Source organism: Rhodococcus sp. 7Tela_A2 (genome assembly GCF_049311045.1).
In the GTDB taxonomy this organism is placed as follows: Bacteria; Actinomycetota; Actinomycetes; order Mycobacteriales; family Mycobacteriaceae; genus Rhodococcus.
In genome coordinates, this window is record NZ_JAXION010000073.1 from 1 (window position 1) to 21,823 (window position 21,823).

Below are 21,823 nucleotides of genomic sequence, written 5' to 3' on the forward strand. Positions count from 1 at the left end.
CGGTGTGGAACTGGGCCCGGTCGCGGAGGGCGTGGCACGCGAACTCGCCGGGCTTCCGGGCGTGCGGTCGGGGGGGGGGGGGGGCCGGGGGGGGGCGGCCCCCCTCTTCTGTGCCCTACAGCCAGGTGTCTTCCGACGCGGTGGTGAGAAACGCTTCGAGATCATCACGCCACGGGGCGGGCACCGTCTTGTCGGGTTCGATGCCGGTGTACTGACCGCGGTAGAAGAGCAACGGACGCTCGGCCTCGTCGCGTACCTCGCTGAGCGACGCGACCCGGCCGAACACCACCCAGTGGTCACCGCCGTCGTGAACGGTCTCGACGGTGCAGTCGATATGAGCGAGTGAACCGGTCAGGATCGGCGAACCCAGATCCGAAGGGCTCCAGTCGATTCCAGCGAACTTGTCGGGTTCGCGAGAGCCGAAGCGCGCACACGTCTCCTGCTGTTCCTCGGCGAGCACATTGACACAGAAGCGGCCCGACCGCTCGATCGCTCCCCACGAGCGGGATTGCTTGGTGGGACAGAACAACACGAGCGGCGGGTCGAGAGACAACGCCGCGAACGACTGGCACGCGAAGCCGACGGGCTCATCGCCGTCCATGGTGGTGATGATCGTGACTCCGGTGCAGAACTGACCTAGAACGGTACGGAACGACTTGGGATCGATCGCACCGCCGGTATCACCGACCGGCACGGTCACGGCTGCATCCCCACCGAGAAATCGTGACCCCAGAGGCTCACCGCGGTGGATTCACGAGCGATCCAGCCCTCGTCCTCCACCTGCAGTCCCTCACAACCGAATTCGACGTCGAAACCGCCCGGCGTCTTCATGTAGAACGACAACATCTTGTCGTTGACATGCCGGCCGAGTGTCGCCGACATCTTGACGTTCTTGCGCAGTGCGCGATCGAGTGCGAGTCCGACGTCGTCGGAGTTCTCCACCTCGAGCATGAGGTGGACGATGCCGCTCGGGGTCGGCATCGGCATGAAGGCGAGGCTGTGGTGGCGCGGGTTGCACCCGAAGAACCGGAGCCACGCCGGATCGCCGTCCGCGGGCCGACCCACGATCTGCGGGGGCAGGCGCATGGAGTCGCGGAGACGGAATCCGAGCACATCGCGGTAGAAGCGCAGCGATTCCTCGTCGTCGCGGGTGGAGAGCACCACGTGACCGAGGCCCTGTTCTCCGGTGACGAACCGGTGACCGTACGGGCTGACGATTCGGCGGTGTTCGAGCGCCGCACCGTGGAACACCTCGAGGGTGTTGTCCGACGGATCCTGGAAGGTGATCAGTTCGACCACACGGCGATCCGCGAGTTGTTCGGCGGTACCTTCCTTGAACGGAACGCCCGCAGCCGAGAGGTTGTCGCGAACCTCCTGGAGTTCGGCAGCATTCGCGGTCTCCCAGCCGGATACGAGGAGTTGATCGGACTCGTGGGGCTCGATGACCAGACGCGCGGGGAAATCGTCCATCCTCAGATACAGCGCGTCGGAGACCGAACCCTTGCCCTCGACCATGCCGAGGACCTTGAGTCCGTACTCGCGCCACGCGCCCATATCGGTCGCACCGATGCGAAGGTATGCCAGGGATCGGATACTCATGAATTGTCTCCGTCCGTCAGAAAGTCCACGGTCAGCTTGTTGAATTCGTCGAACTTCTCGAGTTGCGCCCAGTGGCCGCAGCCGCCGAACACGTGCAGTTGCGCGCGGGGAATCATCTTCAGTGCGACCAGCGCGCCGTCGAGCGGGTTGACCCGGTCTTCCCGGCCCCAGATGAGAAGGACGCGCTGGCGCAGCCTGTAGGCGTCGCGCCACAGCATGCCCTTCTCGAACTCTCCGCTGGAGAAGGACTTGCCCATGGCTTTCGCAGCGGCCAGCGATTCCGGTGTGCTCGCGGCAGCGAATCGCTCCTCGACGAGTTCGGGTGTGATCAACGACTGGTCGAACACCATGATCCGCAGGAAGGCTTCGAGGTTCTCGCGGGTGGGCTGGTAGCCGAACTTGCCGAGGTTCTTCACGCCCTCGGTGGGATCGGGCGCGAACAGGTTGACGCTCAGGCCCCCGGGGCCCATCAGCACGAGCCTCCCGGCGCGATCGGGATAGTCGAGTGCGAACCGCACCGCCGCGCCGCCGCCGAGCGAATTGCCCAGCAGGTGCACTCGATCGGTGATGCCGAGGGTGTCGAGCAGATCGGCCAGCGCCGACGCGCTGTGCACGAAGTACTGCGGATGCTCGGTGGGCTTGTCCGAACGTCCGTAACCCGGCTGGTCGACGGCGATTACGTGAAATCGCCGCGCGAGTACCGGAATGTTCTTGGCGAAGTTCGACCACGAGGACGCGCCCGGGCCGCCACCGTGCAGCAACACGATCGTGGTGTCGTGACCGACGCCCGCCTCGTGATAGTGCAGGCGCAGATCGTCGCGCACCTGCGCGAAACGGGAGGTGGACTCGTAGGTGAGCTCTTCTGTTGCAGTCACAGGCGTTCCTAGACCATCGTGTCGGTGAGCGGGAGACCGAACTCGGCGGCGCCGAACATCACGTACGCGCGCTCGGCGTCGTTGGCGGCATGCACCCGGCCGGCGTGGGCGTCGCGCCAGAAACGCTGAATCGGCGTCCCGTTGGCGAGCGCGGTGGCGCCGGAGTTCTCGAAGAGCCGGTCGATCGAGGCGATGGCCCGGCCGGTCGCGCGGACCTGGTCGCGGCGTGCCCGCAGGCGGATCTCCATCGGAACGTCTTCGCCGCGCAGGAGGCACGCGTATTCGTCCGCGACGTTGCCCGAGAGCTGACGCCACGCCGCATCGATGTCGCTCGACGCCTCGGCGATACGGATCTTCGCGAACGGATCGTCCTTCGCCTTTTCACCCGCGTAGGCGGCGCGGACACGCTTGCCCTGGTGCTCGACGTGCGCGTCGTACGCTCCGTACGCCATGCCGACGATCGGCGCCGAAATGGTTGTGGGATGAATTGTGCCCCACGGCATCTTGTAGACGGGAGCCGTATTCTGCTCGAGACCGGGTGAGGCGAGTTCGTTCATCGCCCTGAAGCTCAGGAATCGATGGCGGGGCACCACGACGTCCTTGACGACGATGGTGTTCGAACCCGTGCCACGCAGGCCCACCACGTTCCACACGTCGTCGATCTCGTACTCGGATCGCGGGATCAGGAAGCTGCCGAAGTCGACGGGACGCCCGTCCTTGATCACGGGACCGCCGACGACCACCCAGCTCGCGTGGTCGCAGCCGGACGACCAGGCCCACGCACCGTTGACCTTGTAACCACCGTCGACCACTTCACCCGCGCCCATCGGGGCGTAGGACGAGGAGATCCGGACGTCGGGATCGTCGCCCCACACCTCTTCCTGCGCCTCCTGGCCGAACAACGCCAGGTGCCAGTTGTGCACGCCGATGATGCCGGAAACCCACCCGGTGGAACCGCACGCACTCGCGATGTTGCGTACCGCGGTGTAGAAGGTCACCGGGTCCGCTTCGTACCCGCCCCACTGCGCCGGTTGCAGCAACCGGAAGAAGCCGGCTTCCTGAAGTGCCTTGACCGAATCATCCGGGACGCGGCGCAGATCCTCGGCCTCCTGCGCGCGTTCGCGCAGGGTGGGCAGCAGTGCGTCGATCCGCTGCAGTACCTCGTGACTGTCGTGGTCACCCACTGGACGCTCCCGTCTGTTCAGGAATTGATCGCTTGTACCGAGACTAGAACATGTTCCTATTGGTGTCGAGGATCGGCAGATCAGCGCATACACCCCCAAACGCTCAGGACCAAAGTCCCGGTTCGCTTCCCCTCGAGGACAGAATTCTATAACGTGTTCTAACAGGAGATTGCGGAAGGAAGTGAGCTGACATGGCGCAGATTCGCGAGATCGACCTCGGAGAAGCCCGGACACGGTTCGCCCGGGGCTGGCATTGCCTCGGGCTCAGCAGGACGTTCGCCGACGGGCGTCCCCATGCCGTCGAAGCCTTCGGCACCAAACTGGTGGTCTGGGCCGACAGCAAGGGCGAACTGAACGTGCTCGACGGCTACTGCCGCCACATGGGCGGGGACCTCACCCAGGGCGAGATCAAGGGCGACTCGGTGGCGTGCCCGTTCCACGACTGGCGCTGGGGCGGCAACGGCAAGTGCACCGAGATCCCGTATTCGCGCCGAGTTCCCCCGCTGGCACGCACCCGCGCCTGGACCACGATGGTCAAGCACGGCCAGTTGTTCGTGTGGAACGACCCCGAGGGCAATCCGCCGCCCCCCGAGGTCACGATTCCCGACATCGAGCACCACGGCACGGGCGAGTGGACGGACTGGACCTGGAACCAGATCCTCATCGAGGGCGCGAACTGCCGTGAGATCATCGACAACGTCGTGGATATGGCGCACTTCTACTACATCCACTTCGCATTCCCGACCTTCTTCAAGAACGTGTTCGAAGGCCATATCGCGGAGCAGTACCTCAACACGCGCGGCCGGCCCGACAAGGGGATGTCGACGCAATACGGGCTCGAATCGACCCTCGAATCGTACGCGGCATACTACGGGCCCTCCTACATGATCAACCCGATGACCAACAGCTACGGCGGATACAACGTCGAGTCGGTACTGATCAACTGCCACTACCCCGTAACGCACGACTCGTTCATGCTGCAGTACGGCATCATCGTGAAGAAGCCGACCGGGATGTCCGACGAGCAGTCGGACAAGCTGGCGGCAAAGTTCACCGAGGGGATCGGCGAAGGTTTCCTCCAGGACGTGGAGATCTGGAAGAACAAGACCAAGATCGAGAACCCCTTGCTGTGCGACGAGGACGGCCCCGTCTACCAGCTCCGTCGCTGGTACGAGCAGTTCTATGTCGACGTCGCCGATGTCACCGAAAAGATGACGGGCCGTTTCGAATTCGAGGTCGACACCGCCAAGGCCAACGAGTCCTGGGAAAAAGAGGTCGCCGAGAATCTGGCGCGCAAGTCGGCAGAAGAGAAGTCCGGCAAGCAGGAAGCCGAGGTCTGACGATGAGTTCCTCGACCCGGCAGAGAAGATGGGCGAAGTCACCGGATTTCGCCGATCGGCCCGATCGGGTCGAGGCCATCGCCACCCAGACCGCAATCGACAAGATCAACTATCTCGACTCCGGTCAGCACGAGGTGAGATGTCGCCGGTGCGGCACGTGTGTGCTGGTGCGTAAGAACAGCTACAAACACACCAGCGTGCAGTGGCAGGAGAATCCCGACGCGGTGTGCCCCACCTTCCGCGACTCCGGCGTGGTCCCCGGTGCGTCGATCAGCCCCCGCGAAGGGTGCCCGCAGTTACAGGCTTCCATCGATCAGGCCGTGCTCGACGGAACGATCGCCGTTCCCGACGCGTCGTAAAGGAGCGTTACTTTCGCGTTCCGATCACGCGCGCTGGTCCGCAGCTCCGCCCGCGAACCAGCGCCCACCGTGGTGATCGAAAACGAAAGCGACATAGCCGAGCTCGGCAAGAGCGTCGGTCTGCCGTCCTCTCCCGCCCGGTCTTGCCCTGAGGCACAACCGAACGCACACATCCCCGGCGAAAGAGTTCGCCGGGGATGTGTCGGGATATCACTCCACAGTGGCCGTTCGGAACAGTGGACGGGCAGAACACGTCGTTCGGTCGCCGTCCCCCGCCGGCCTACTGGCTGGGCTCGGGCATTCCCTCGCACTGGACCTGCGGGTTCACACCCACATAGTTGAGCGGACCTGCTACGACGGTGGTTGCCACCGTTGCCAGGCTGCTGCAGTTCTGCGGGGAATCCTCGAAGTAGCCTCGCTGCCACCCAGCGACGGCCCCGATCACCAGCCAGACCAGCACCAAGAGAGTCAACAAACGCACGGCTCCACCTCGCAGTCGATGATGTGTCCGAGGGTTCGGACGGCTGCGGATACCCGCCTCGGAAACGAACAAACCTCCCTATGTCCACCAAGCGGTCAATCCGGTCATACGGGCACCGTGCGCCGACGCCCCGTTTCCACCGGTCCGAGACGGTCCGCTGTACCCGGCTTCCGGGGTCGATACTGGAACGCGTTCCGGTGGCCGCTCTCTGTACCGACAGTGGGTTGTACAGAAAAGATGGACTCCACACCCCCTCGTTCTATAACGTGTTCTACATGAGCAATCAGGAGTACGACATTGTCGTCGTCGGCAGTGGCGCCGGCGGAATGACCGCCGCGATCACCGCTGCCCGCAAGGGGTCCAGTGTCGTCCTGATCGAGAAGGCGTCCCGGTACGGCGGATCGAGCGCCCGCTCCGGCGGCGGCGTGTGGATTCCCAACAACGACGCCCTCGTGGCCGCCGGGGTGCAGGACACTCCCGAGGCCGCTCGCACGTACCTCCACAGCATCATCGGCGACGTCGTGCCCGCCGAGAAGATCGATACCTACATCGATCGCGGGCCCGAGATGCTGTCGTTCGTGCAGAAGCACAGCGCGCTCGAATTGCAGTGGGTTCCAGGGTATTCCGATTACTATCCGGAGGCGCCCGGCGGGCGAGCAGGGGGGCGCTCGGTGGAGCCGACACCGTTCGACGGCCGCCGCCTCGGCGACGATCTCGCTTTGCTCGAGCCCGATTACGCGCGCGCCCCGAAGAACTTCGTCATCACCCAGGCCGACTACAAATGGCTGAACCTGCTGGTGCGTAACCCCCGCGGGCCCCTCCGTGCCGTTCGGGTGGGAGCGCGATTCGTGTGGGCCAACATCACCAAGAAACACCTTCTGGTGCGCGGCCAGGCGCTGATGGCCGGCCTGCGTATCGGCCTGCGGGACGCCGGCGTTCCGTTGCTCCTCGATACCGCGCTGACCGACCTGCTCGTCGAGGACGGTGTGGTGCGCGGGGTGACCGTCGACTCGCACGGCGAGCAGCAGATCATCCGTGCCCGGAAGGGCGTGATCCTCGCCAGCGGCGGGTTCGAACACAACGAGGAGATGCGCAAGAAGTACCAGCGCGCGCCGATCGGCACCGAATGGACGGTGGGAGCCAAAGCCAACACCGGCGACGGAATCCTGGCGGGCCAAAAGCTCGGGGCTGCAGTGGACTTCATGGACGACGCGTGGTGGGGTCCGTCCTTCCCGCTCACCGGCGGTCCGTGGTTCGCCCTGTCGGAACGAAGCCTGCCCGGCTGCATGATGGTCAACAGTGCCGGAAAACGATTCGTGAACGAGTCCGCGCCCTATGTCGAGGCGACACACGCGATGTACGGCGGGAAGTACGGCCGTGGCGACGGACCCGGGGAGAACATTCCGAGTTGGCTCATCCTCGATCAGCGCTACCGCGATCGGTACACCTTCGCCGGTATCACCCCGCGAACGCCCTTTCCCGGCCGCTGGGAGAAGGCAGGAGTGCTCGTCAAGGCCGGCTCGATCAGCGAACTCGCCGAGAAGATCGGGGTCCCTGCCGCAGCGCTCACCGACACCGTCGAACGGTTCAACGGTTTCGCGCGTGCCGGTAAAGACGAGGACTTCGGCCGCGGCGAGTCGGAATACGACCACTACTACGGCGATCCCCGCAACAAGCCCAACCCGAGCCTCGGCGTCGTCGACAAGGCGCCGTTCTACGCGTTCAAGGTCGTGCCCGGCGATCTCGGAACCAAAGGTGGCCTCGTCACCGACGTCCACGCGCGGGTGCTGCGCGAGGACGGCACCGTGATCGCGGGGCTCTACGCGACGGGCAACGTCGGTTCACCCGTCATGGGACACACGTACGCCGGGCCGGGGGCAACGATCGGCCCCGCGATGACCTTCGGATATCTGGCAGTCCTCGACATCCTCGACTCCGATCACGGTGACCCCGTCGACGACGAACTGACCGAACCCGCCGAAAGCCGCTGACCGATACCGGGCCACCGCGCCGCCGTATTCGCGAAAGGACAACATCGCGTGCCCATCGACCCCGCCGTCGCTCTCGGCGCCGAGTTGCCCGCCCAGGAATTCTCCTGGTCGAGCAACGACATCCAGCTCTACAACCTCGGTCTCGGTGCCGGATCCCGGCCCACCGACGCCGGCGAACTGCGATATCTCGGGGACCACGCACCGCAGGCGCTGCCCACGTTCGCGACGGTCGCGGCCACGTTCCACCAGATCGAACCGCCGAAGGTGTCCTTTCCCGGAATCGAGATCGATCTCGCCAAGGTCGTGCACGGCAGTCAGGAAGTGCTCGTGCACGCGCCCATCCCGCCGTCGGGCAAAGGCCGCACCGTCACCCGCATCTCCGAGGTGTGGGACAAGGGCAAGGCCGCCGTGATCGTGCAGGAATCCACCACCGAAGACCCCGACGGTAATCCTCTGTGGACGGCCCGGTCGTCGATCTTTGCGCGCGGTGAAGGTGGATTCGGCGGAGAACGCGGACCGTCCGAGTCGGTGGAGCTTCCCGAACGGGAACCGGATGCCGAAATCGATGTCCCGACTCTTCCGCAACAGGCGCTGCTGTACCGGTTGTGCGGGGACCGCAATCCCCTGCATTCCGATCCCGAGTTCGCGGCGGCCGCCGGCTTCCCCGCCCCGATCCTGCACGGGCTGTGCACCTACGGAATCGTGTGCAAAGCCGTCACCGACCGGTTCCTCGATGCGGACGCCGCCCGAGTCGCCGGTTTCCGGGCACGGTTCGCCGGTGTGGTGTTCCCCGGGGAGACCCTTCGTATACGGGTCTGGGACGAAGGTACCCGCAAGCTTGCGACCGCCTCGGTGGTCGAACGTGACCTCGCGCCGGCACTGGCCGATGTCGTCCTGACCGTGTCGTGACAACATAACCCTGGGGAAAGTAAACACACACATGGCAATTCGAGATGCGTCGCCGTCCCTGTCCCGGCGTGGCTTCCTTGCTGTGGGCGCCGGAGCCATCGCGGCCACCGCACTGGGCGGCTGGACGCCCGTCCACGCAGTCCCTTCGGGTTCGGCCGCGAGCACCCTTCCGGCACCGCCCTCCTTTCCCGAGGGCATCGCCCTGTACCAGCAGGCGTACCAGAACTGGTCCAAAGAGATCATGCTGGACGCAATCTGGACCTGTGCGCCGCGAACACCGGATGATGTTGTTCAGCTGGTCAATTGGGGCCACCAGAACGGCTACACGATCCGGCCGCGGGGCGCGATGCACGGCTGGACGCCGCTGACGGTCGTCAACGGCGCACCCATCGACCGGGTGATCCTCGCCGACACCATCGCCCACCTCGACTGGGTGGACGTCGATCCCGGAAGTTCTCCCCCCAGGGTGACGGCAGGTCCCGGCGCCACACTCGACGCCATCACGACGGCACTTCAGCAGCACGGCCTCGGCTGGGCGAATCTCCCCGCACCCGGAGTCCTCACGATTGCCGGTTCGCTCGCCGTCAACGCACACGGAGCTGCGCTGCCCGCCGACGGCGAATCCACCGAGCCCGGACACACCTTCGGATCGTTGAGCAATCTCGTCACCGAGCTCACCGCCGTCGTATGGGACGGAAGCGCGTATTCGTTGCGCACATTCACCCGCGCCGATCCCGATATCTCGCCGTTGCTGTGCCATCTGGGCCGCACCTTCGTCACCTCCGTGACCCTGCAGGCGGGTCCGAACTACCGCATGCGCTGTCAGAGCTTCACCGACATCCCGTGGGACGAGTTGTTCTCTCTCCCCGGCGCCCAGGGCCGTACCTTCGAGTCGTTCGTGCGCAGTACCGGGCGCGCCGAGGCCATCTGGTACCCCTTCACCGACAAGCCGTGGCTGAAAGTCTGGTCTCTCGCACCCGAGAAGCCGGTCTCGTCCCGAGAAGTACACGGGCCGTACAACTATCCGTTCTCCGACAACGTCCCGGAGCCGATCACCGATCTGCTGGGCCAGTTGACGGCCGGCAACACCGCGATCGCCCCGGCGTTCGGGCAGACCTATTACGGTGTGACGGTCGCGGGATTGGCGGCGACGGCGTCGTCCGATATCTGGGGATGGTCGAAGGACCTGCAGTTCTACATCAAAGCGACGACACTGCGTCTCACCGAGGGCGGGGGCGCCGTACTCACCGATCGCGCCAATATCGCCACCGTGATTCACGACTTCACGCACTGGTTCCAGGAGCGGATCGAGCACTACCGCGCGCTCGGGCAGTACCCGCTCAACGGGCCGGTCGAGATCCGCTGTTGTGGTCTGGACCGGCCGGAAGATGTTCTCGTGCCGTCCGCCGGGTCGCCGACGCTCGCGTCGACGCGTCCGCGCCCCGACCACCCGGAGTGGGACACAGCCATCTGGCTCAATGTGCTGGGTGTTCCCGGAACACCCGGCATGTTCGCGTTCTACCGCGAAATGGAACAGTGGATGAGGCAGCGGTACAACGGCGAAGATTCGACGTTCCGGCCGGAATGGTCGAAAGGGTGGGCATTCGGCCCGGACCTGCCGTACACCGATGCGACCATCGTCTCCCAGAGCCTGCCCGACACCTATCGCGAAGGCGTTCCATCCCAAGACAATTGGGATTCGGCGCGGGCGGTGTTCAACCGGCTGGATCCTCATCGCGTCTACAGCAACAGCTTCATCGACACGTTGCTCCCCTGACCGGTCTCGTCAGCTTTGCTAATGTTCTGCCCCATGCGGAATCTGCGGCGGTGGGCTGGTGCGGTAGCGGTACCGATCTTGGTGCTGGGAGGCGGGGTGACGCTCGCCGGAACGGCGTCGGCGATGCCCGACACCGGTTCGGTCATCCTGCCCTCGGGGGACGACACCGCAGTAACCTTCGACGCCGACGGCAGTACGTTCCACGGCAGTCTCCGACTCCCGAACGGCGCAACCACCGGTGCTGCGTTGTTGCTGCCCGGTAGCGGTCCGACCGATCGCAACGGCAATCAGCCGGGGGTCGCATCCTCCGATGTGCTGCAGAGGGTCGCCGATTCGCTTGCAGCCCAAGGAATCGCCAGTCTTCGATTCGACAAGATCGGGGCCGGCGACACAGGGCTCGGAAAGTTCACGGCGGAGACCGTCGGCGAGTACGGTTTCGTCGACCAGGTCGATCACGCCGCGGCCGCAGCCGACCTGCTCGCCACCCGGACGGGATTCGCCACGTCGGACGTCCTCGTCCTCGGGCACAGCGAAGGCGGCCTGACCGCACTCGCTCTCGCCGACAGGGGAATCGGTGACGGGTTCGGGCTTCTCCAGCCCCTCCCGATGCGCTATCTCGATCTGCTGTCGGCACAGATCACGGCCGTGGCAGAGTCCGGGCAGCTGAGCCCGGACCAGGCCGAAGCGGTGCGTGCCGACGTGCCGCGAACCGTGGAATCGCTGCGCGCCACGGGTACCGTCCCTGCGGACCAGCATCCTCTGGTTGCGCAACTCGGGTTGAACGAGGCCAACGCCAAGTTCCTCGCCGAGGCGGACAGGCTCGATCCAGCCGCGCTGGCCGCGGGACTGGCGGCGGATACACCGGTGCTGCTCACTTGCTCGGACAAGGATCTCAACATCAGCTGCGCACAGGTCGATCCGCTGCGACGGTCTCTCGAGCACACCGACCTGCAGTTCGAGCACTTCGCTACCGCGAACCACAGCCTCGAAGAACTCGGCCCGCTGCCTCCGAGCCCCGCCGACGTGGTGGCATTGCTCCCCGTCTCGGCGGAGTTCGCGGTGGCGATCAACGACTGGGCAACTCGCCAAGCACGCTGATTCCACCACCGCGAGCGTCCTGCGGGATACCCGATCCACTGGAAACTCGGTGCACCGGAAAACTCAGCGGCTGACCGCTTTCTGATACCGGTAGATCGCGAACGGTACGAACACGATCAGTATCAGCGCCGTCCACAGGAGCGACGCGAGGATCGGATTCTGCAGCGGCCAGACGTCCGGCGGCGGAACCATCGGGTTGGTGTTCCCGAACAGGTTTCGCACGGCCTGCGTGAGTGCCGACAGCGGATTCCACTCGGCGATCGTGCGGAGTACCGGCGGCATGGACGACGGATCGACGAAGGTGTTCGCGACGAACGACAACGGGAAGATCACCATGAAGCTCGCGTTGTTGAACACCTCGGGCGTCCGGACCCACATTCCGACCACGGCCATCACCCACGACAACGCGTAGGCGAACAGCAGCAACAGAAGGTAACCCGCTACGGCCTCCCCGAACGACGAGTGGATCCTCCACCCCACCACCAGACCGGTCAGCGACATCACCACGAGGCTGACCACGTTGATGAGCACGTCCGTGGTCGTCCGTCCGATCAGGACGGCCGAGGGTGCCATGGGCAGCGACCGGAACCGATCGATGATGCCTTTCTGCAGGTCTTCGACCATTCCCAGACCGGTCCACGTGGACCCGAAGATCACCGTCTGAGTGAAGATGCCGGCGATGAGGAATTCGCGATACGACATTCCGGGAATGTCGATCGCGCTACCGAACACGTAGGCGAACAGCAGCACGAACATGATCGGCGAGAGCATCGTGAACACGATGAGATCGGGCACACGCTTGATCTTGATCATGTTGCGCTTGGCTATGGTGAGGCCGTCCGATGTGACCAGCTGTACCGAATTCACTGCGCCGCCTCCTCTGTCTTCTCTGCCTCGTGGCCCGTCAGGGTGAGGAACACGTCGTCGAGTGTCGGCTTTCGCAGTGCCACATCGGTCACGCGAACGCCCGCCACCGCGAGCTTCCCCAGCGCCGCGACGAGGGCTTCGGCGCCCGCCCCGCCCCCCGCGCCACTCAGGGGGACGGTGAGCGTTCCGGTTCCCGAATCGAGCTGGATCTCACCCGACGCGACCGAGGCGAGTTCGCGGCATGCGACTTGCTGGTCTCCGGCATCGGGCACACCGATTTCGATGCGTTCACCACCCACCTGGCTCTTGAGTTCGTCCGCATCACCGCGCGCGATGACCTTGCCGCGGTCGATCACCGCGATGTCGTCGGCGAGGCGCTCGGCTTCGTCCATGTACTGGGTGGTGAGCAGGAGCGTGGTGCCACGCGCCACAAGCGTGTCGATGACCTCCCACAATCCGAGCCGCGCCCGGGGGTCCAGGCCGGTGGTGGGCTCGTCGAGGAAGAGCACCGGCGGTTCGGCGACCAGCGCGCCGGCGAGGTCGAGACGTCGGCGCATACCTCCCGAATAGCCCTTGACCGGGCGATCTCCTGCCTCTTCGAGGTCGAACTGCGCGAGCAGTTCGCGCGCTCTCTCCCTGCTGCGTTTGACGCCCAGGTGGTAGAGCCTGCCGACCATCTCGAGGTTCTCGAAACCGGTGAGGTATTCGTCCACCGCCGCATACTGCCCCGACGCTCCGATGTGGGAGCGGAGTGCGCGGGCGTCGTTCACGACGTCGAAACCCGCGACCCGCGCGCTTCCGGCATCGGGCACGATCAAAGTGGTGAGTACCCGGACCGTCGTCGTCTTGCCTGCCCCGTTGGGACCGAGCAGCGCCGTGACCGTCCCTTCGGGCACCCGGAGGTCGATGCCGTCGAGGGCTTTGACATCTCCGTAGGTCTTGATCAGTCCTTCTGCGACTATGGCGTCGGCCATGAGTCCTCCCTGACTGGTGGTTGCGTCGTCAGTCTGCACTACAGGACCGACACGTTTCGACCGGTTTTCTCATCGCAGAAATCGCACACTTTCGGAATCGGCTGCTCCGGCAGTACCCGATGCACCGGCCGCCCGAGGTGCGAACCCGGACTGTTCGGGGTGAGGTACGCGTGAATTCGAAGGTTGGGGCACGTCGCCCAGCACAGGTGGGTAAGCAGCGGCCTGCCCCGCGACGGAGACCGGGCGTCAGGGCCGATCACCGCCCGAAATCGTTGGCGCGGAATCATATCGCGTGCTCTACTGAACGCTCATTCCAGGAGAAGGGGACCTGTATGACCGTACGATTCCTCCGACGCACCGCCGCTTCCGCTCTCGTTGCCGCAGGCATGTTCACCGGACTCGGCGTGGGCGCCGGAACAGCTGCTGCCGAGAGTCCGATTCCGATGAACCGCTGCTGGGGCGTGAGCCCTTACATCGTGGACCAGCCGTATGCGCCGGCACGGCTGTTCGGATGGCAGACCGAACCGGGAAGGATCGAGCTGTCCCTACCCGACGTATCCAGCCTGTGGTTCTTCGCCGGTGGATATCGGTCCGACGTGCGCCTGGACTGGCACAACCGCAACACGGGTGCACGCGGAACCCTCACCGACTCCGTCACCGTCGCCTATCCGGGCAGCGGAGTGGCGCGTTTCGATGTGCGTTCGGGCCCCGGCGACGTCGAATTCACCGTCAGCGCAGTGAACAGCATTCCTTTGTGGGCCATCCCGACCACGTCGTGCGGTGGCGTCGTCACGGTCTGGTAGTCGAACGCGCCAACCGGGACAGCTGTACCCAATCCAGAACCGGCCGGGGAATCCGCATCCCCGGCCGGTCGCGGGGCACGAGGACGCGTAACGCACCCGGGGCGACGGTGCAGCGCACCGGCGACGGCATCCGCACCGACTCCCCGTCCACACCGACCGCGATGTCGTGTTCGCCCGAAAACACCACGACTTCCGTGGCCGTGCGCTGGACGAGACCTTTGGTTCGCGCGCGGCGAAGAACTCCGACGATCTGGCCGGCCCCCTGCACCGACAGAGCGATCACGCCGAGCCTGCCTCGATCGAGCCGAAGACGCCGGCCCATCCCTACCAGGTCGTCCGTGGTGTACGGATTGTTGCTGACGAGCAATGCGCGTGGACCCTCGAGGACCGTGCCGTCGATACGTGCGCACAATGCCCCGTGTGCGCTGGTGGCCAGCAGGTCGGGCAACAGGTCGAGAACGGTCTTCGCCTTGTCGTCACGGTAGTGCGGGCTTTCCACGATCTCGGCGTAGACCCCGAAGGACGCGTTGTTGACGAAGGGCCGACCGTCGATGTGTCCGAGGTCGACGTGCAGTTCGACTCCGTCGCGCAGCGCCTCGAGACCGGCCACGGGGTCTTCCCTGTCCAGTCCGAGGTCGAGCGCGAAGTGGTTGCGTGTGCCGGCACTGATCACCAAGAACGGAATCCCTTGTTCCGCAGCCACTCCCGCGACCAGAGCCTGAGTGCCGTCGCCACCGGCAACACCGAGCAGATCGGCTCCCCGCGCCACCGCCCGGCGCGCGAGCGCCTGGACATCGACGAATTCGGGCCCGTCGAGTACTACGACCTCGGCACCGAGTTCCTCGGCACGTCGTCGCAGGTCGAAACGAACGACTTTGCCACCACCGGAGTGCGGGTTCATCACGAGAAACGGCCGGTGCACAGTCTCCGCGGGGTATTCGGACATCGTGGATTCGGAAGCACGGATCCTCAGAGCGGCGCGGGCAGATCCGAATGCCGCGAGCACGAGAGCCACCTCGAGCGGAATCACCCACAACTCGCGTTCTCGCACGATTACGACCAACACGACGATCGGAGCGCACAGCGCCGACACCAGCGCCGCCAGCCGGAGAACACCACGCCACGTGAGAAACCCGTACACCGCAGCGACGGCCACCACCACGGCCGCGATGCTCGTCACCGTGAACAGCACTGCCCCGCGCAGGCCCGCAACCACGATCGGTACGACCAGGGCCGCCGCGAGAAGAATCCAGGCGAGGCGTGCCCACCACAGTGCGAAACCGTTGTGGGACTCGTACACAGGTGCGGTCATCGTCGAGTTCCGGGCGCGCGGAGCGCGGTCACCGAGACCGTGCGGCTAAACCGCCCGGATGCGCCTACACATACGTACGCGGGTTCCAGGTGGAGACTGCCCAGATGACCACCACGTCGAGCGCGATGATGAGAATGGACCACCAGGGGTAGTACGGCAGCCACAGGAAGTTGACGATGATGGAAATCGCCGCGATGACGATGGCTGTCACGCGTGCCCAGGTGGCGCCCGTGAAGAGCGCCGCACCGATGAGGATCATCAGCGCACCGACCACGATGTGGATCCAGCCCCACGTCGTGACGTCGAATTCGTAGGTGTAGGCCACACCGACGACGAAGATTTCGTCCTCCGCGACCGCCGCGATTCCCTGCAGGAGGGACACCACGCCGAGTGTCGCGAGGATGATGGCAGCACCTACCGACGTTCCCGCGGCAATGCCTTGTTTCACGCTGGGGTCTCGTCGGGTCGCACGCATTTCTTCGGACATGGTCGTCCCTTTCGGAGGCGAGTGATAGTCGTAGTATGCGCGCGCCGACCACTCACGTCCGCAAGATCGAATTTTCTCTCCGATAGCCACGTCCGACTCGTAACATCGGCTCGTCGTCCGAGACTCGACCGTCCTCGTCTCCGCAGACCGACGTCGGAGACGTGTGGAAGCATGGCTACCGGAAACGGTTTTCGGTCCACACGCTGCATCCACCGGACACGTGTCGAAGGGACGCAGGATGTCCAGCTCCATATCGGCCGGCGGACCGGATGAAAACGCCGGTGCGAATGCACAAGCCGACAAGACGACCCGCTCGTCGTGGATCCGGCTGAGTGCGCTCGTCGCCGGACTCACCGCAGTCGTCGGCGTGATGCTCCTCGCCTTCGCGCTGCCTGCCATCCATGGCGGACCCCACGACATGAGACTCGGCTTGGCCGGGCCTTCGCCCGCAGTCGACGCCGTCGCAGGAAACCTCACCCCCGATGAATGGGACGTTGTCCGCTTCGACACTCCCGAAGACCTCATCGCCGGCATCGAGAATCGCGAAGCTGCAGGCGGACTCGTTTTCGCGGCCGACGGTGTGGATGTCTACACGGCCACCGCGGGTGGCGCACCCGGCGCCGCGGCCGTCACTGCCCTCGGAACGAGCATCGCCCAGCGGCAGCAAGTGCCGGTACGGACGCACGAACTGGTGGCCTTCCCTGCGGACGACCCCCGAGGAGCCGGACTGACCGCCGCAGCGCTTCCGATGGTCTTCGGTGGACTCATTCCGGCAATTGCACTGACGCAGCTGTTCCCCGGACGCAACCGCCTGCTGCTGCGCTTCGTCGGCGTCGTGGCTTTCGCAGTGATCGCCGGTGCCGCGCTCACCGCCATCCTCCAGTTCGGCACCGGGTCACTGGCCGGAAACTACTGGCTCACCGCAGAGGGTCTCGCGCTCGGCATGGGCGCGCTGGCGTTGACCGTCCTCGGCCTCGAAGCCCTGCTCGGTCCGGTGGGCATCGGCCTCGGCGCTTTTCTGATGATGTTCGTGGGCAATCCACTCTCGGCGCTCGGGACCGGGAGCAACTGGCTTCCCGACGGATGGTCCACTTTCGGGCAGCTGCTGCCCCCCGGGGCGACCGGTTCACTCCTGCGCGCGAACGCGTTCTTCGGCGGCATCGGCAGCGGGTTCCCGAGCGTAGTGCTCGCTTGCTGGGTCGCGTTCGGCCTCGTCCTCGCGCTGATCGCCGCACGCCGCGAACCGAGGGGCGCGACCACAGCCGTCGACCCAGAATGAAACGGGGCATGGGATCCGTCCGCGCCCGATCGCAGTTCAGCGGGTGAGGACGAGACCGGACGTCGGCACGCCCGTGCCCGCTGTGACGAGCACGTTCTCGACGTCGTCGACCTGGTTGCACGACGTCCCGCGGATCTGGCGGACCGCTTCTGCGATTCCGTTCATGCCGTGGATGTACGCCTCGCCGAGTTGCCCACCGTGGGTGTTGATAGGCAGCCTGCCACCGAGTTCGATCCCGTCGGCCACGAAGTTCTTCGCATCGCCCCGGTCACAGAATCCCAGTTCCTCGAGTTGCATGAGCACGTACGGCGTGAAGTGGTCGTACAGGATCGCAGTCTGAATGTCCTTCGGGCCGAGGCCCGATTGTTCCCACAGCTGATTCCCGACGATGCCCATCTCCGGGAGACCTGCGAGCCCGTCGCGGTAATAGCTCGTCATGATGTATTGGTCCGGTCCGCTGCCTTGCGCCGCCGCCGCGATCACCGCGGGCACCTGCTTCAGATCCTTCGCACGCTCCGGTGTGGTCACCACCAGCGCGACACCCCCGTCCGATTCCTGACAGCAATCGAGCAGCCGCAACGGTTCCGCGATCCAGCGGGAATTCTGGTGGTCGTCCAGGGTGATGGGTTTTCCGTAGAAGAACGCCTTCGGGTTGTTCGCCGCGTGGGCGCGGTCCGCGACGGCCACCGCTCCGAAGTCCGCACCGGTGGCACCCGAGACGTGCATGTACCGCTGCGCCACCATCGCGACGAACGATGCGGGTGTGCTCAACCCGTGCGGGTAGGAGAACGCGTTGTCGGTACCGGAGGCGTTGACCTGGGCGGCGAGCGTGCTGTTCACCTGCCCGTATCGCGCGCCGGAACGTTCGTTGAACGCGCGGTACGCAACCACGACGTCGGCCACGCCGGTCGCGACAGCCATCGCCGCCTGCTGCACGGTGGCGCAGGCCGCACCGCCGCCGTAATGGATGCGCGAGAAGAACTTCAGGTTCGGGATGCCCACCGCTCGCGCGACCGCGACTTCGGTATTGGTGTCCATCGTGAACGAGACCAGGCCGTCCACGTCGGAGGGGGCGAGTCCGGCGTCGTCGAGCGCGTCCCGCACGGCTTCCGCCGCGAGTCGCAGTTCGCTCCGGCCGGAATCCTTCGAGAAGTCGGTGGCACCGATGCCCGCCACGACCGCCCTGCCCGACAGACCGCTCATTCGGCATCTCCGATCACGAGGGTGGCCTTCGCGGTGATGTGGTCGCCCAGCGCATTACGCCCGACGACGTCGACGGTGACCAGACCGTCGTCGACGGCCGCCACCGTGCCGGCGAGTGTGAGGGTGTCGTACGCGTACCAGGGCACGCCGAGGCGTAACGAAATCGACCGCACGACGGCACGAGGACCTGCCCAGTCCGTGACGTACCGCTGGACGAGGCCGGTGTCGGTGAGGATGTTGACGAAAATGTCCTCGGACCCGCGCTGCCGCGCCTTGTCGCGATCGTGGTGCACGTCCTGGAAGTCGCGGGTGGCCAACGCCGTCGAGACGACGAACGTCGGGTCGGCGTGAATCGACAAGGGTGGGAGCGCCTGCCCTGCCGTCACCGCATCGATGCTCACGAATCCTCCTCGAGGGGCTTCCAGGCGTACAGCGTCCACGGGGTTCCTTCGGTGTCGTCGTCGCCGGGAAAGTCGAGATAGGTTGCCTCCACGGGCATTCCGATTCTCACGTCCGACGGGTCGATTCCCCGGAGTTCTCCGAGCATGCGCACGCCCTCGTCGAGTTCCACGAGCGCGACGACGAAGGGAACCTGCCGGCCCGGAACTTTCGGGGCATGGTGGACGACGAAACTGAACACCGCACCCCGGCCCGACGACACCACGTAGTCGGTCGTCTCGTCCTTGTCGAGCCACAGCGCCGGTACCGGCGGGTGTTGCAACGTGCCGTCGGGGCGGCGCTGGATGCGCAACTCGTGGCCGGCGACGCCGTCCCAGAAGAACTGCGTGTCGCGCGATGCGGACGGCCGCATCATCCGTGACGGGTCCAGATCCTCGGGCACCGTGGCCCGCGGGGCGGAGTCGGCAGCCTCGCCCGGCGGAGCGAATTTGAGGATGCGGAACAGCATTTCGGCGACGACCTCGTCGCCGACCTTCCACACGTTGCGGGTGGTGAAGAACCACCCTTCCCCGAGACCGGTTTTCTTCGGACCCACCACATCCTCGAGCGTGGACTCGATGGTCACGTGCTCACCGTGGCGAAGATAGCGGTGGTAGGTCTGGTCGCAGTTGGTCGCGACCACCGAGGTGTACCCCGCGTCGTCGAGGATCTGCGTCATCCGGCCGAGTGGATCGTCCTTCTCCCGCTCGGCACCGAGACCCCGCATCGTCCAGACCTGAGCCATCGCGGGCGGTGCGACCGGACCGTCGTGCCCGGCTGCCACCGCAGCGGACTCGTCGGTGTAGATCGGGTTGTCGTCACCGATCGCCTCGAGCCAGTTCCGGATCATCGGGAGATTGACGGGATCGCGACCGAAGCGGGGTGCGGACGGTCCGTCGTTACGCACGCGTTCGGCGGCCGCAAGGATCTCGTCGGCCGTGCTCTCCGCGCCGGCCGTCTGTGCGCCTGTCACCGCGGTACCCGGGGCATACCCAGACCGGCGGTGGCGATGAGTTCTCGCATCACTTCGTTGACCCCGCCCCCGAACGTGATCACCACGTTCCGCTTGGCCATCATGTCGAGCCAGCGCAGCAGATCGGCCGTGTCGGTGTCGGCCGGGTCGCCGTGGCGTCCGACGATCTCCTCGGCGAGCCGGCAGACCCGCTGGATCCGTTCCGTGGCGAACACCTTGGTGGCCGACGCGTCGGCGATGTCGACGGCGTCGTTCTCACTCGCCGCGACCTGCCAGTTGAGAAGCTCGTTGAGCCGATGTGTCGCGTGGATCTCGCCGAGTGCGCGGCGCACGTCGGGTTCGTCCAGGAGGTTGTGCCGTCGGACCCAGTCCTGCAGATGGTCGTAGATGCCCGCGACCCGGCCCGCCGGTCCGAGCATCACGCGCTCGTGGTTGAGCTGCGTGGTGATCAGCCGCCAGCCCTTGTTCTCCTCACCGACGAGCATGTTCGCCGGCACCCGCACATCGTTGTAGTACGTGGCGTTGACGTGGTGCGCGCCGTCGCACGTGATGATGGGCGTCCAGCTGAATCCCGGGTCGGTCGTGTCGACGATGAGAATGGAGATACCCCGGTGCCTCGAGTCGGCCGAGCCGGTGCGGACAGCGAGCCAGATGTAGTCGGCGTCGTGACCCCCGGTGGTGAAGATCTTCTGCCCGTTGACCACGTACTCGTCGCCGTCACGTACAGCGGTGGTGCGCAGCGCCGCGAGGTCCGTCCCGGCTTCGGGCTCGGAGTAACCGATGGCGAAATGGACCTCACCGGCGAGGATTGCGGGGAGGAACTTCCGCTTCTGCTCGTCGGTTCCGTAGACCTGCAAGGTGGGACCGACGGTCTGCAACGTGACACCGGGCAGCGGCACGTCGGCACGCATGGCTTCGTTGGCGAAGATCTGCTGCTCGACGTCGCCGAAGCCGTGGCCGCCGAACTCGACGGGCCATCCCACTCCCAGCCATCCGTCCTTACCCATTCGGCGGACCACCTCACGGTAGGTGGGGCCGTGCCGCTCGGTGCGCATGATCGCGGCTTCGTCGGCGGAGACGAGATTCGAGAAGTAGCTGCGCAACTCGGCTTGCAGCGCACGCTGGTCGTCGGTCAGATCGATGAACACCGGGCCCCCACGAGGTCGAGTCGGTACGAAGCGCCGCCGAGCCACCGTGCAAGGTCCTTGGCGGTCGACGAGTATCTGTGCAGCGGATAGGTCGCATCCACTCCGATGCCGCCGTGCAGGTGGTGCAACACCCGCATGGCGGGAGGAAGTTCCGCAGCGATCCAGTACGCGGTGACGTCGAGATCGTCGTCGGCGTCGAGACCTCGGGAGACACGCCAGACCGAAGACAATGCGGCGACGTGCAGGGTCCGGGCGGTGACGTAGACATCCGCGATCTGCTGGGCCACTGCCTGGAAGGTGGCGAGCGGCTTACCGAACTGGTGCCGCTCACTGACGTGACGGGCAGTGAGATCGGTTGCTCCCGAGAGCAATCCGTCCGAGTAGGCGGCTGTCGCGGCGATTGCCAGACGGTAGAGCGTCGCCACGGACTCCGCACCGTCGAGGCCGTCGCCGAGCAGGGTTCCCACCGCTCCGTCGAGCCGCATCGAGAACTCGGGGTCGCCGACCGCGGACGGACTCTCCCTCAGCGTGACGCCCTCGGCGTTCGGGTCGACCGCGACGACCCCGGAGTCGGTCGGTACCAGGACGAACCGCGCGCGATCGGCGTAGGGCACGGCCACGAACGATCCGGTGACGGCGTGCCCGCCGTCGGTGGCGGTGACGGTGGCCCCGTCGAGCCGCATCGAGAACTCGGGGTCGCCGACCGCGGACGGACTCTCCCTCAGC

At 65.7% G+C, this 21,823-nt stretch carries 22 protein-coding genes; 8 read left to right on the forward strand and 14 right to left on the reverse strand.

Annotated elements, in window-relative coordinates; all coding sequences use genetic code 11:
• Window positions 1–115: 115 nt before the first annotated feature.
• The 4 genes from hsaB to hsaA are packed head-to-tail and all read right to left on the reverse strand — an operon-like array spanning window position 116 to window position 3,658.
• Window positions 116–700 carry a 3-hydroxy-9,10-secoandrosta-1,3,5(10)-triene-9,17-dione monooxygenase reductase subunit gene (hsaB, locus tag TVH25_RS14280; RefSeq protein ID WP_169623069.1) on the reverse strand — a complete coding sequence of 195 codons (585 nt, stop codon included), beginning with the start codon at window positions 698–700 and terminating at the stop codon, window positions 116–118.
• On the reverse strand, window positions 697–1,599 hold the full coding sequence (hsaC, locus tag TVH25_RS14285; RefSeq protein ID WP_296549811.1) for an iron-dependent extradiol dioxygenase HsaC: 903 nt from the start codon (window positions 1,597–1,599) through the stop codon (window positions 697–699). The genes hsaB and hsaC overlap by 4 nt, the downstream gene beginning before the upstream one ends.
• Entirely contained in the window at window positions 1,596–2,474 is an 879-nt protein-coding gene (gene hsaD, locus TVH25_RS14290; protein ID WP_296549812.1) for a 4,5:9,10-diseco-3-hydroxy-5,9,17-trioxoandrosta-1(10),2-diene-4-oate hydrolase, read from the reverse strand. Before hsaD ends, hsaC begins: the two co-directional genes overlap by 4 nt.
• A gap of 8 nt (window positions 2,475–2,482) precedes the next feature.
• On the reverse strand, window positions 2,483–3,658 hold the full coding sequence (hsaA, locus tag TVH25_RS14295) for a 3-hydroxy-9,10-secoandrosta-1,3,5(10)-triene-9,17-dione monooxygenase oxygenase subunit (RefSeq protein WP_169622736.1): 1,176 nt from the start codon (window positions 3,656–3,658) through the stop codon (window positions 2,483–2,485).
• A 191-nt stretch (window positions 3,659–3,849) separates the two neighbouring features.
• Here hsaA and TVH25_RS14300 point away from each other — a divergent pair, with 191 nt between their 5' ends.
• Entirely contained in the window at window positions 3,850–4,998 is a 1,149-nt protein-coding gene (locus tag TVH25_RS14300) for a Rieske 2Fe-2S domain-containing protein (RefSeq protein WP_422424553.1), read from the forward strand.
• Window positions 4,999–5,000: 2 nt separating this feature from the next.
• Window positions 5,001–5,357 carry a hypothetical protein gene (locus TVH25_RS14305; protein ID WP_422424554.1) on the forward strand — a complete coding sequence of 119 codons (357 nt, stop codon included), beginning with the start codon at window positions 5,001–5,003 and terminating at the stop codon, window positions 5,355–5,357.
• A 280-nt stretch (window positions 5,358–5,637) separates the two neighbouring features.
• On the opposite strand, the gene TVH25_RS14310 is transcribed toward TVH25_RS14305, so the two are convergent.
• On the reverse strand, window positions 5,638–5,838 hold the full coding sequence (locus TVH25_RS14310) for a hypothetical protein (protein ID WP_169622740.1): 201 nt from the start codon (window positions 5,836–5,838) through the stop codon (window positions 5,638–5,640).
• 275 nt (window positions 5,839–6,113) lie between these two features.
• Between TVH25_RS14310 and kstD the strand changes: the two genes are divergently transcribed.
• The 4 genes from kstD to TVH25_RS14330 are packed head-to-tail and all read left to right on the forward strand — an operon-like array spanning window position 6,114 to window position 11,613.
• On the forward strand, window positions 6,114–7,829 hold the full coding sequence (gene kstD / locus TVH25_RS14315) for a 3-oxosteroid 1-dehydrogenase (protein ID WP_422424556.1): 1,716 nt from the start codon (window positions 6,114–6,116) through the stop codon (window positions 7,827–7,829).
• 48 nt (window positions 7,830–7,877) lie between these two features.
• A complete protein-coding gene (locus TVH25_RS14320; protein ID WP_422424557.1) occupies window positions 7,878–8,738 on the forward strand; it encodes a MaoC/PaaZ C-terminal domain-containing protein in 861 nt (286 codons plus the stop codon).
• A 31-nt stretch (window positions 8,739–8,769) separates the two neighbouring features.
• A complete protein-coding gene (locus tag TVH25_RS14325; RefSeq protein ID WP_422424558.1) occupies window positions 8,770–10,515 on the forward strand; it encodes a cholesterol oxidase substrate-binding domain-containing protein in 1,746 nt (581 codons plus the stop codon).
• A gap of 33 nt (window positions 10,516–10,548) precedes the next feature.
• Complete coding sequence (locus TVH25_RS14330) at window positions 10,549–11,613, forward strand: alpha/beta hydrolase (RefSeq protein ID WP_296551602.1); 1,065 nt, start codon at window positions 10,549–10,551, stop codon at window positions 11,611–11,613.
• A 63-nt stretch (window positions 11,614–11,676) separates the two neighbouring features.
• Here TVH25_RS14330 and TVH25_RS14335 read toward each other — a convergent pair whose 3' ends face one another.
• Both TVH25_RS14335 and TVH25_RS14340 read right to left on the reverse strand, forming a co-directional pair.
• Window positions 11,677–12,480, reverse strand: a complete 804-nt coding sequence (locus TVH25_RS14335) for an ABC transporter permease (protein WP_169622745.1) — start codon at window positions 12,478–12,480, stop codon at window positions 11,677–11,679.
• On the reverse strand, window positions 12,477–13,454 hold the full coding sequence (locus tag TVH25_RS14340) for an ATP-binding cassette domain-containing protein (RefSeq protein WP_169622746.1): 978 nt from the start codon (window positions 13,452–13,454) through the stop codon (window positions 12,477–12,479). The genes TVH25_RS14335 and TVH25_RS14340 overlap by 4 nt, the downstream gene beginning before the upstream one ends.
• Window positions 13,455–13,786: 332 nt before the next feature.
• Here TVH25_RS14340 and TVH25_RS14345 point away from each other — a divergent pair, with 332 nt between their 5' ends.
• Window positions 13,787–14,257, forward strand: a complete 471-nt coding sequence (locus tag TVH25_RS14345; RefSeq protein WP_422424560.1) for a hypothetical protein — start codon at window positions 13,787–13,789, stop codon at window positions 14,255–14,257.
• Here TVH25_RS14345 and TVH25_RS14350 read toward each other — a convergent pair.
• The gene (locus TVH25_RS14350) at window positions 14,244–15,569 is read right to left on the reverse strand and encodes a diacylglycerol/lipid kinase family protein (protein WP_296551607.1); all 1,326 of its coding nucleotides are present in this window, start codon (window positions 15,567–15,569) and stop codon (window positions 14,244–14,246) included. The two genes, TVH25_RS14345 and TVH25_RS14350, sit on opposite strands and share 14 nt — an antisense overlap.
• A gap of 64 nt (window positions 15,570–15,633) precedes the next feature.
• Window positions 15,634–16,056 (reverse strand): DUF7144 family membrane protein, encoded by a 423-nt coding sequence (locus TVH25_RS14355; protein WP_169622749.1) that lies wholly within the window; start codon window positions 16,054–16,056, stop codon window positions 15,634–15,636.
• Between the two features lie 238 nt (window positions 16,057–16,294).
• Here TVH25_RS14355 and TVH25_RS14360 point away from each other — a divergent pair, with 238 nt between their 5' ends.
• Window positions 16,295–17,335: an ABC transporter permease gene (locus TVH25_RS14360; RefSeq protein ID WP_296551609.1), complete on the forward strand. Its 1,041-nt coding sequence runs from the start codon at window positions 16,295–16,297 to the stop codon at window positions 17,333–17,335.
• Between the two features lie 36 nt (window positions 17,336–17,371).
• Here TVH25_RS14360 and TVH25_RS14365 read toward each other — a convergent pair whose 3' ends face one another.
• From TVH25_RS14365 to TVH25_RS14385, 5 genes are all read right to left on the reverse strand, one after another.
• Window positions 17,372–18,538, reverse strand: coding sequence for a lipid-transfer protein (locus tag TVH25_RS14365; RefSeq protein WP_169622750.1), 1,167 nt, complete (start codon window positions 18,536–18,538; stop codon window positions 17,372–17,374).
• Window positions 18,535–18,939 carry a MaoC family dehydratase gene (locus tag TVH25_RS14370; protein ID WP_169622751.1) on the reverse strand — a complete coding sequence of 135 codons (405 nt, stop codon included), beginning with the start codon at window positions 18,937–18,939 and terminating at the stop codon, window positions 18,535–18,537. Before TVH25_RS14370 ends, TVH25_RS14365 begins: the two co-directional genes overlap by 4 nt.
• On the reverse strand, window positions 18,936–19,949 hold the full coding sequence (locus tag TVH25_RS14375; RefSeq protein WP_169622752.1) for a bifunctional MaoC family dehydratase N-terminal/OB-fold nucleic acid binding domain-containing protein: 1,014 nt from the start codon (window positions 19,947–19,949) through the stop codon (window positions 18,936–18,938). The genes TVH25_RS14370 and TVH25_RS14375 overlap by 4 nt, the downstream gene beginning before the upstream one ends.
• Window positions 19,946–21,097 (reverse strand): acyl-CoA dehydrogenase family protein, encoded by a 1,152-nt coding sequence (locus tag TVH25_RS14380; RefSeq protein ID WP_169622753.1) that lies wholly within the window; start codon window positions 21,095–21,097, stop codon window positions 19,946–19,948. Before TVH25_RS14380 ends, TVH25_RS14375 begins: the two co-directional genes overlap by 4 nt.
• On the reverse strand, window positions 21,082–21,823 hold a 742-nt coding region (locus TVH25_RS14385), incomplete at its 5' end, for an acyl-CoA dehydrogenase family protein (RefSeq protein WP_422424562.1). The genes TVH25_RS14385 and TVH25_RS14380, both read right to left, overlap by 16 nt.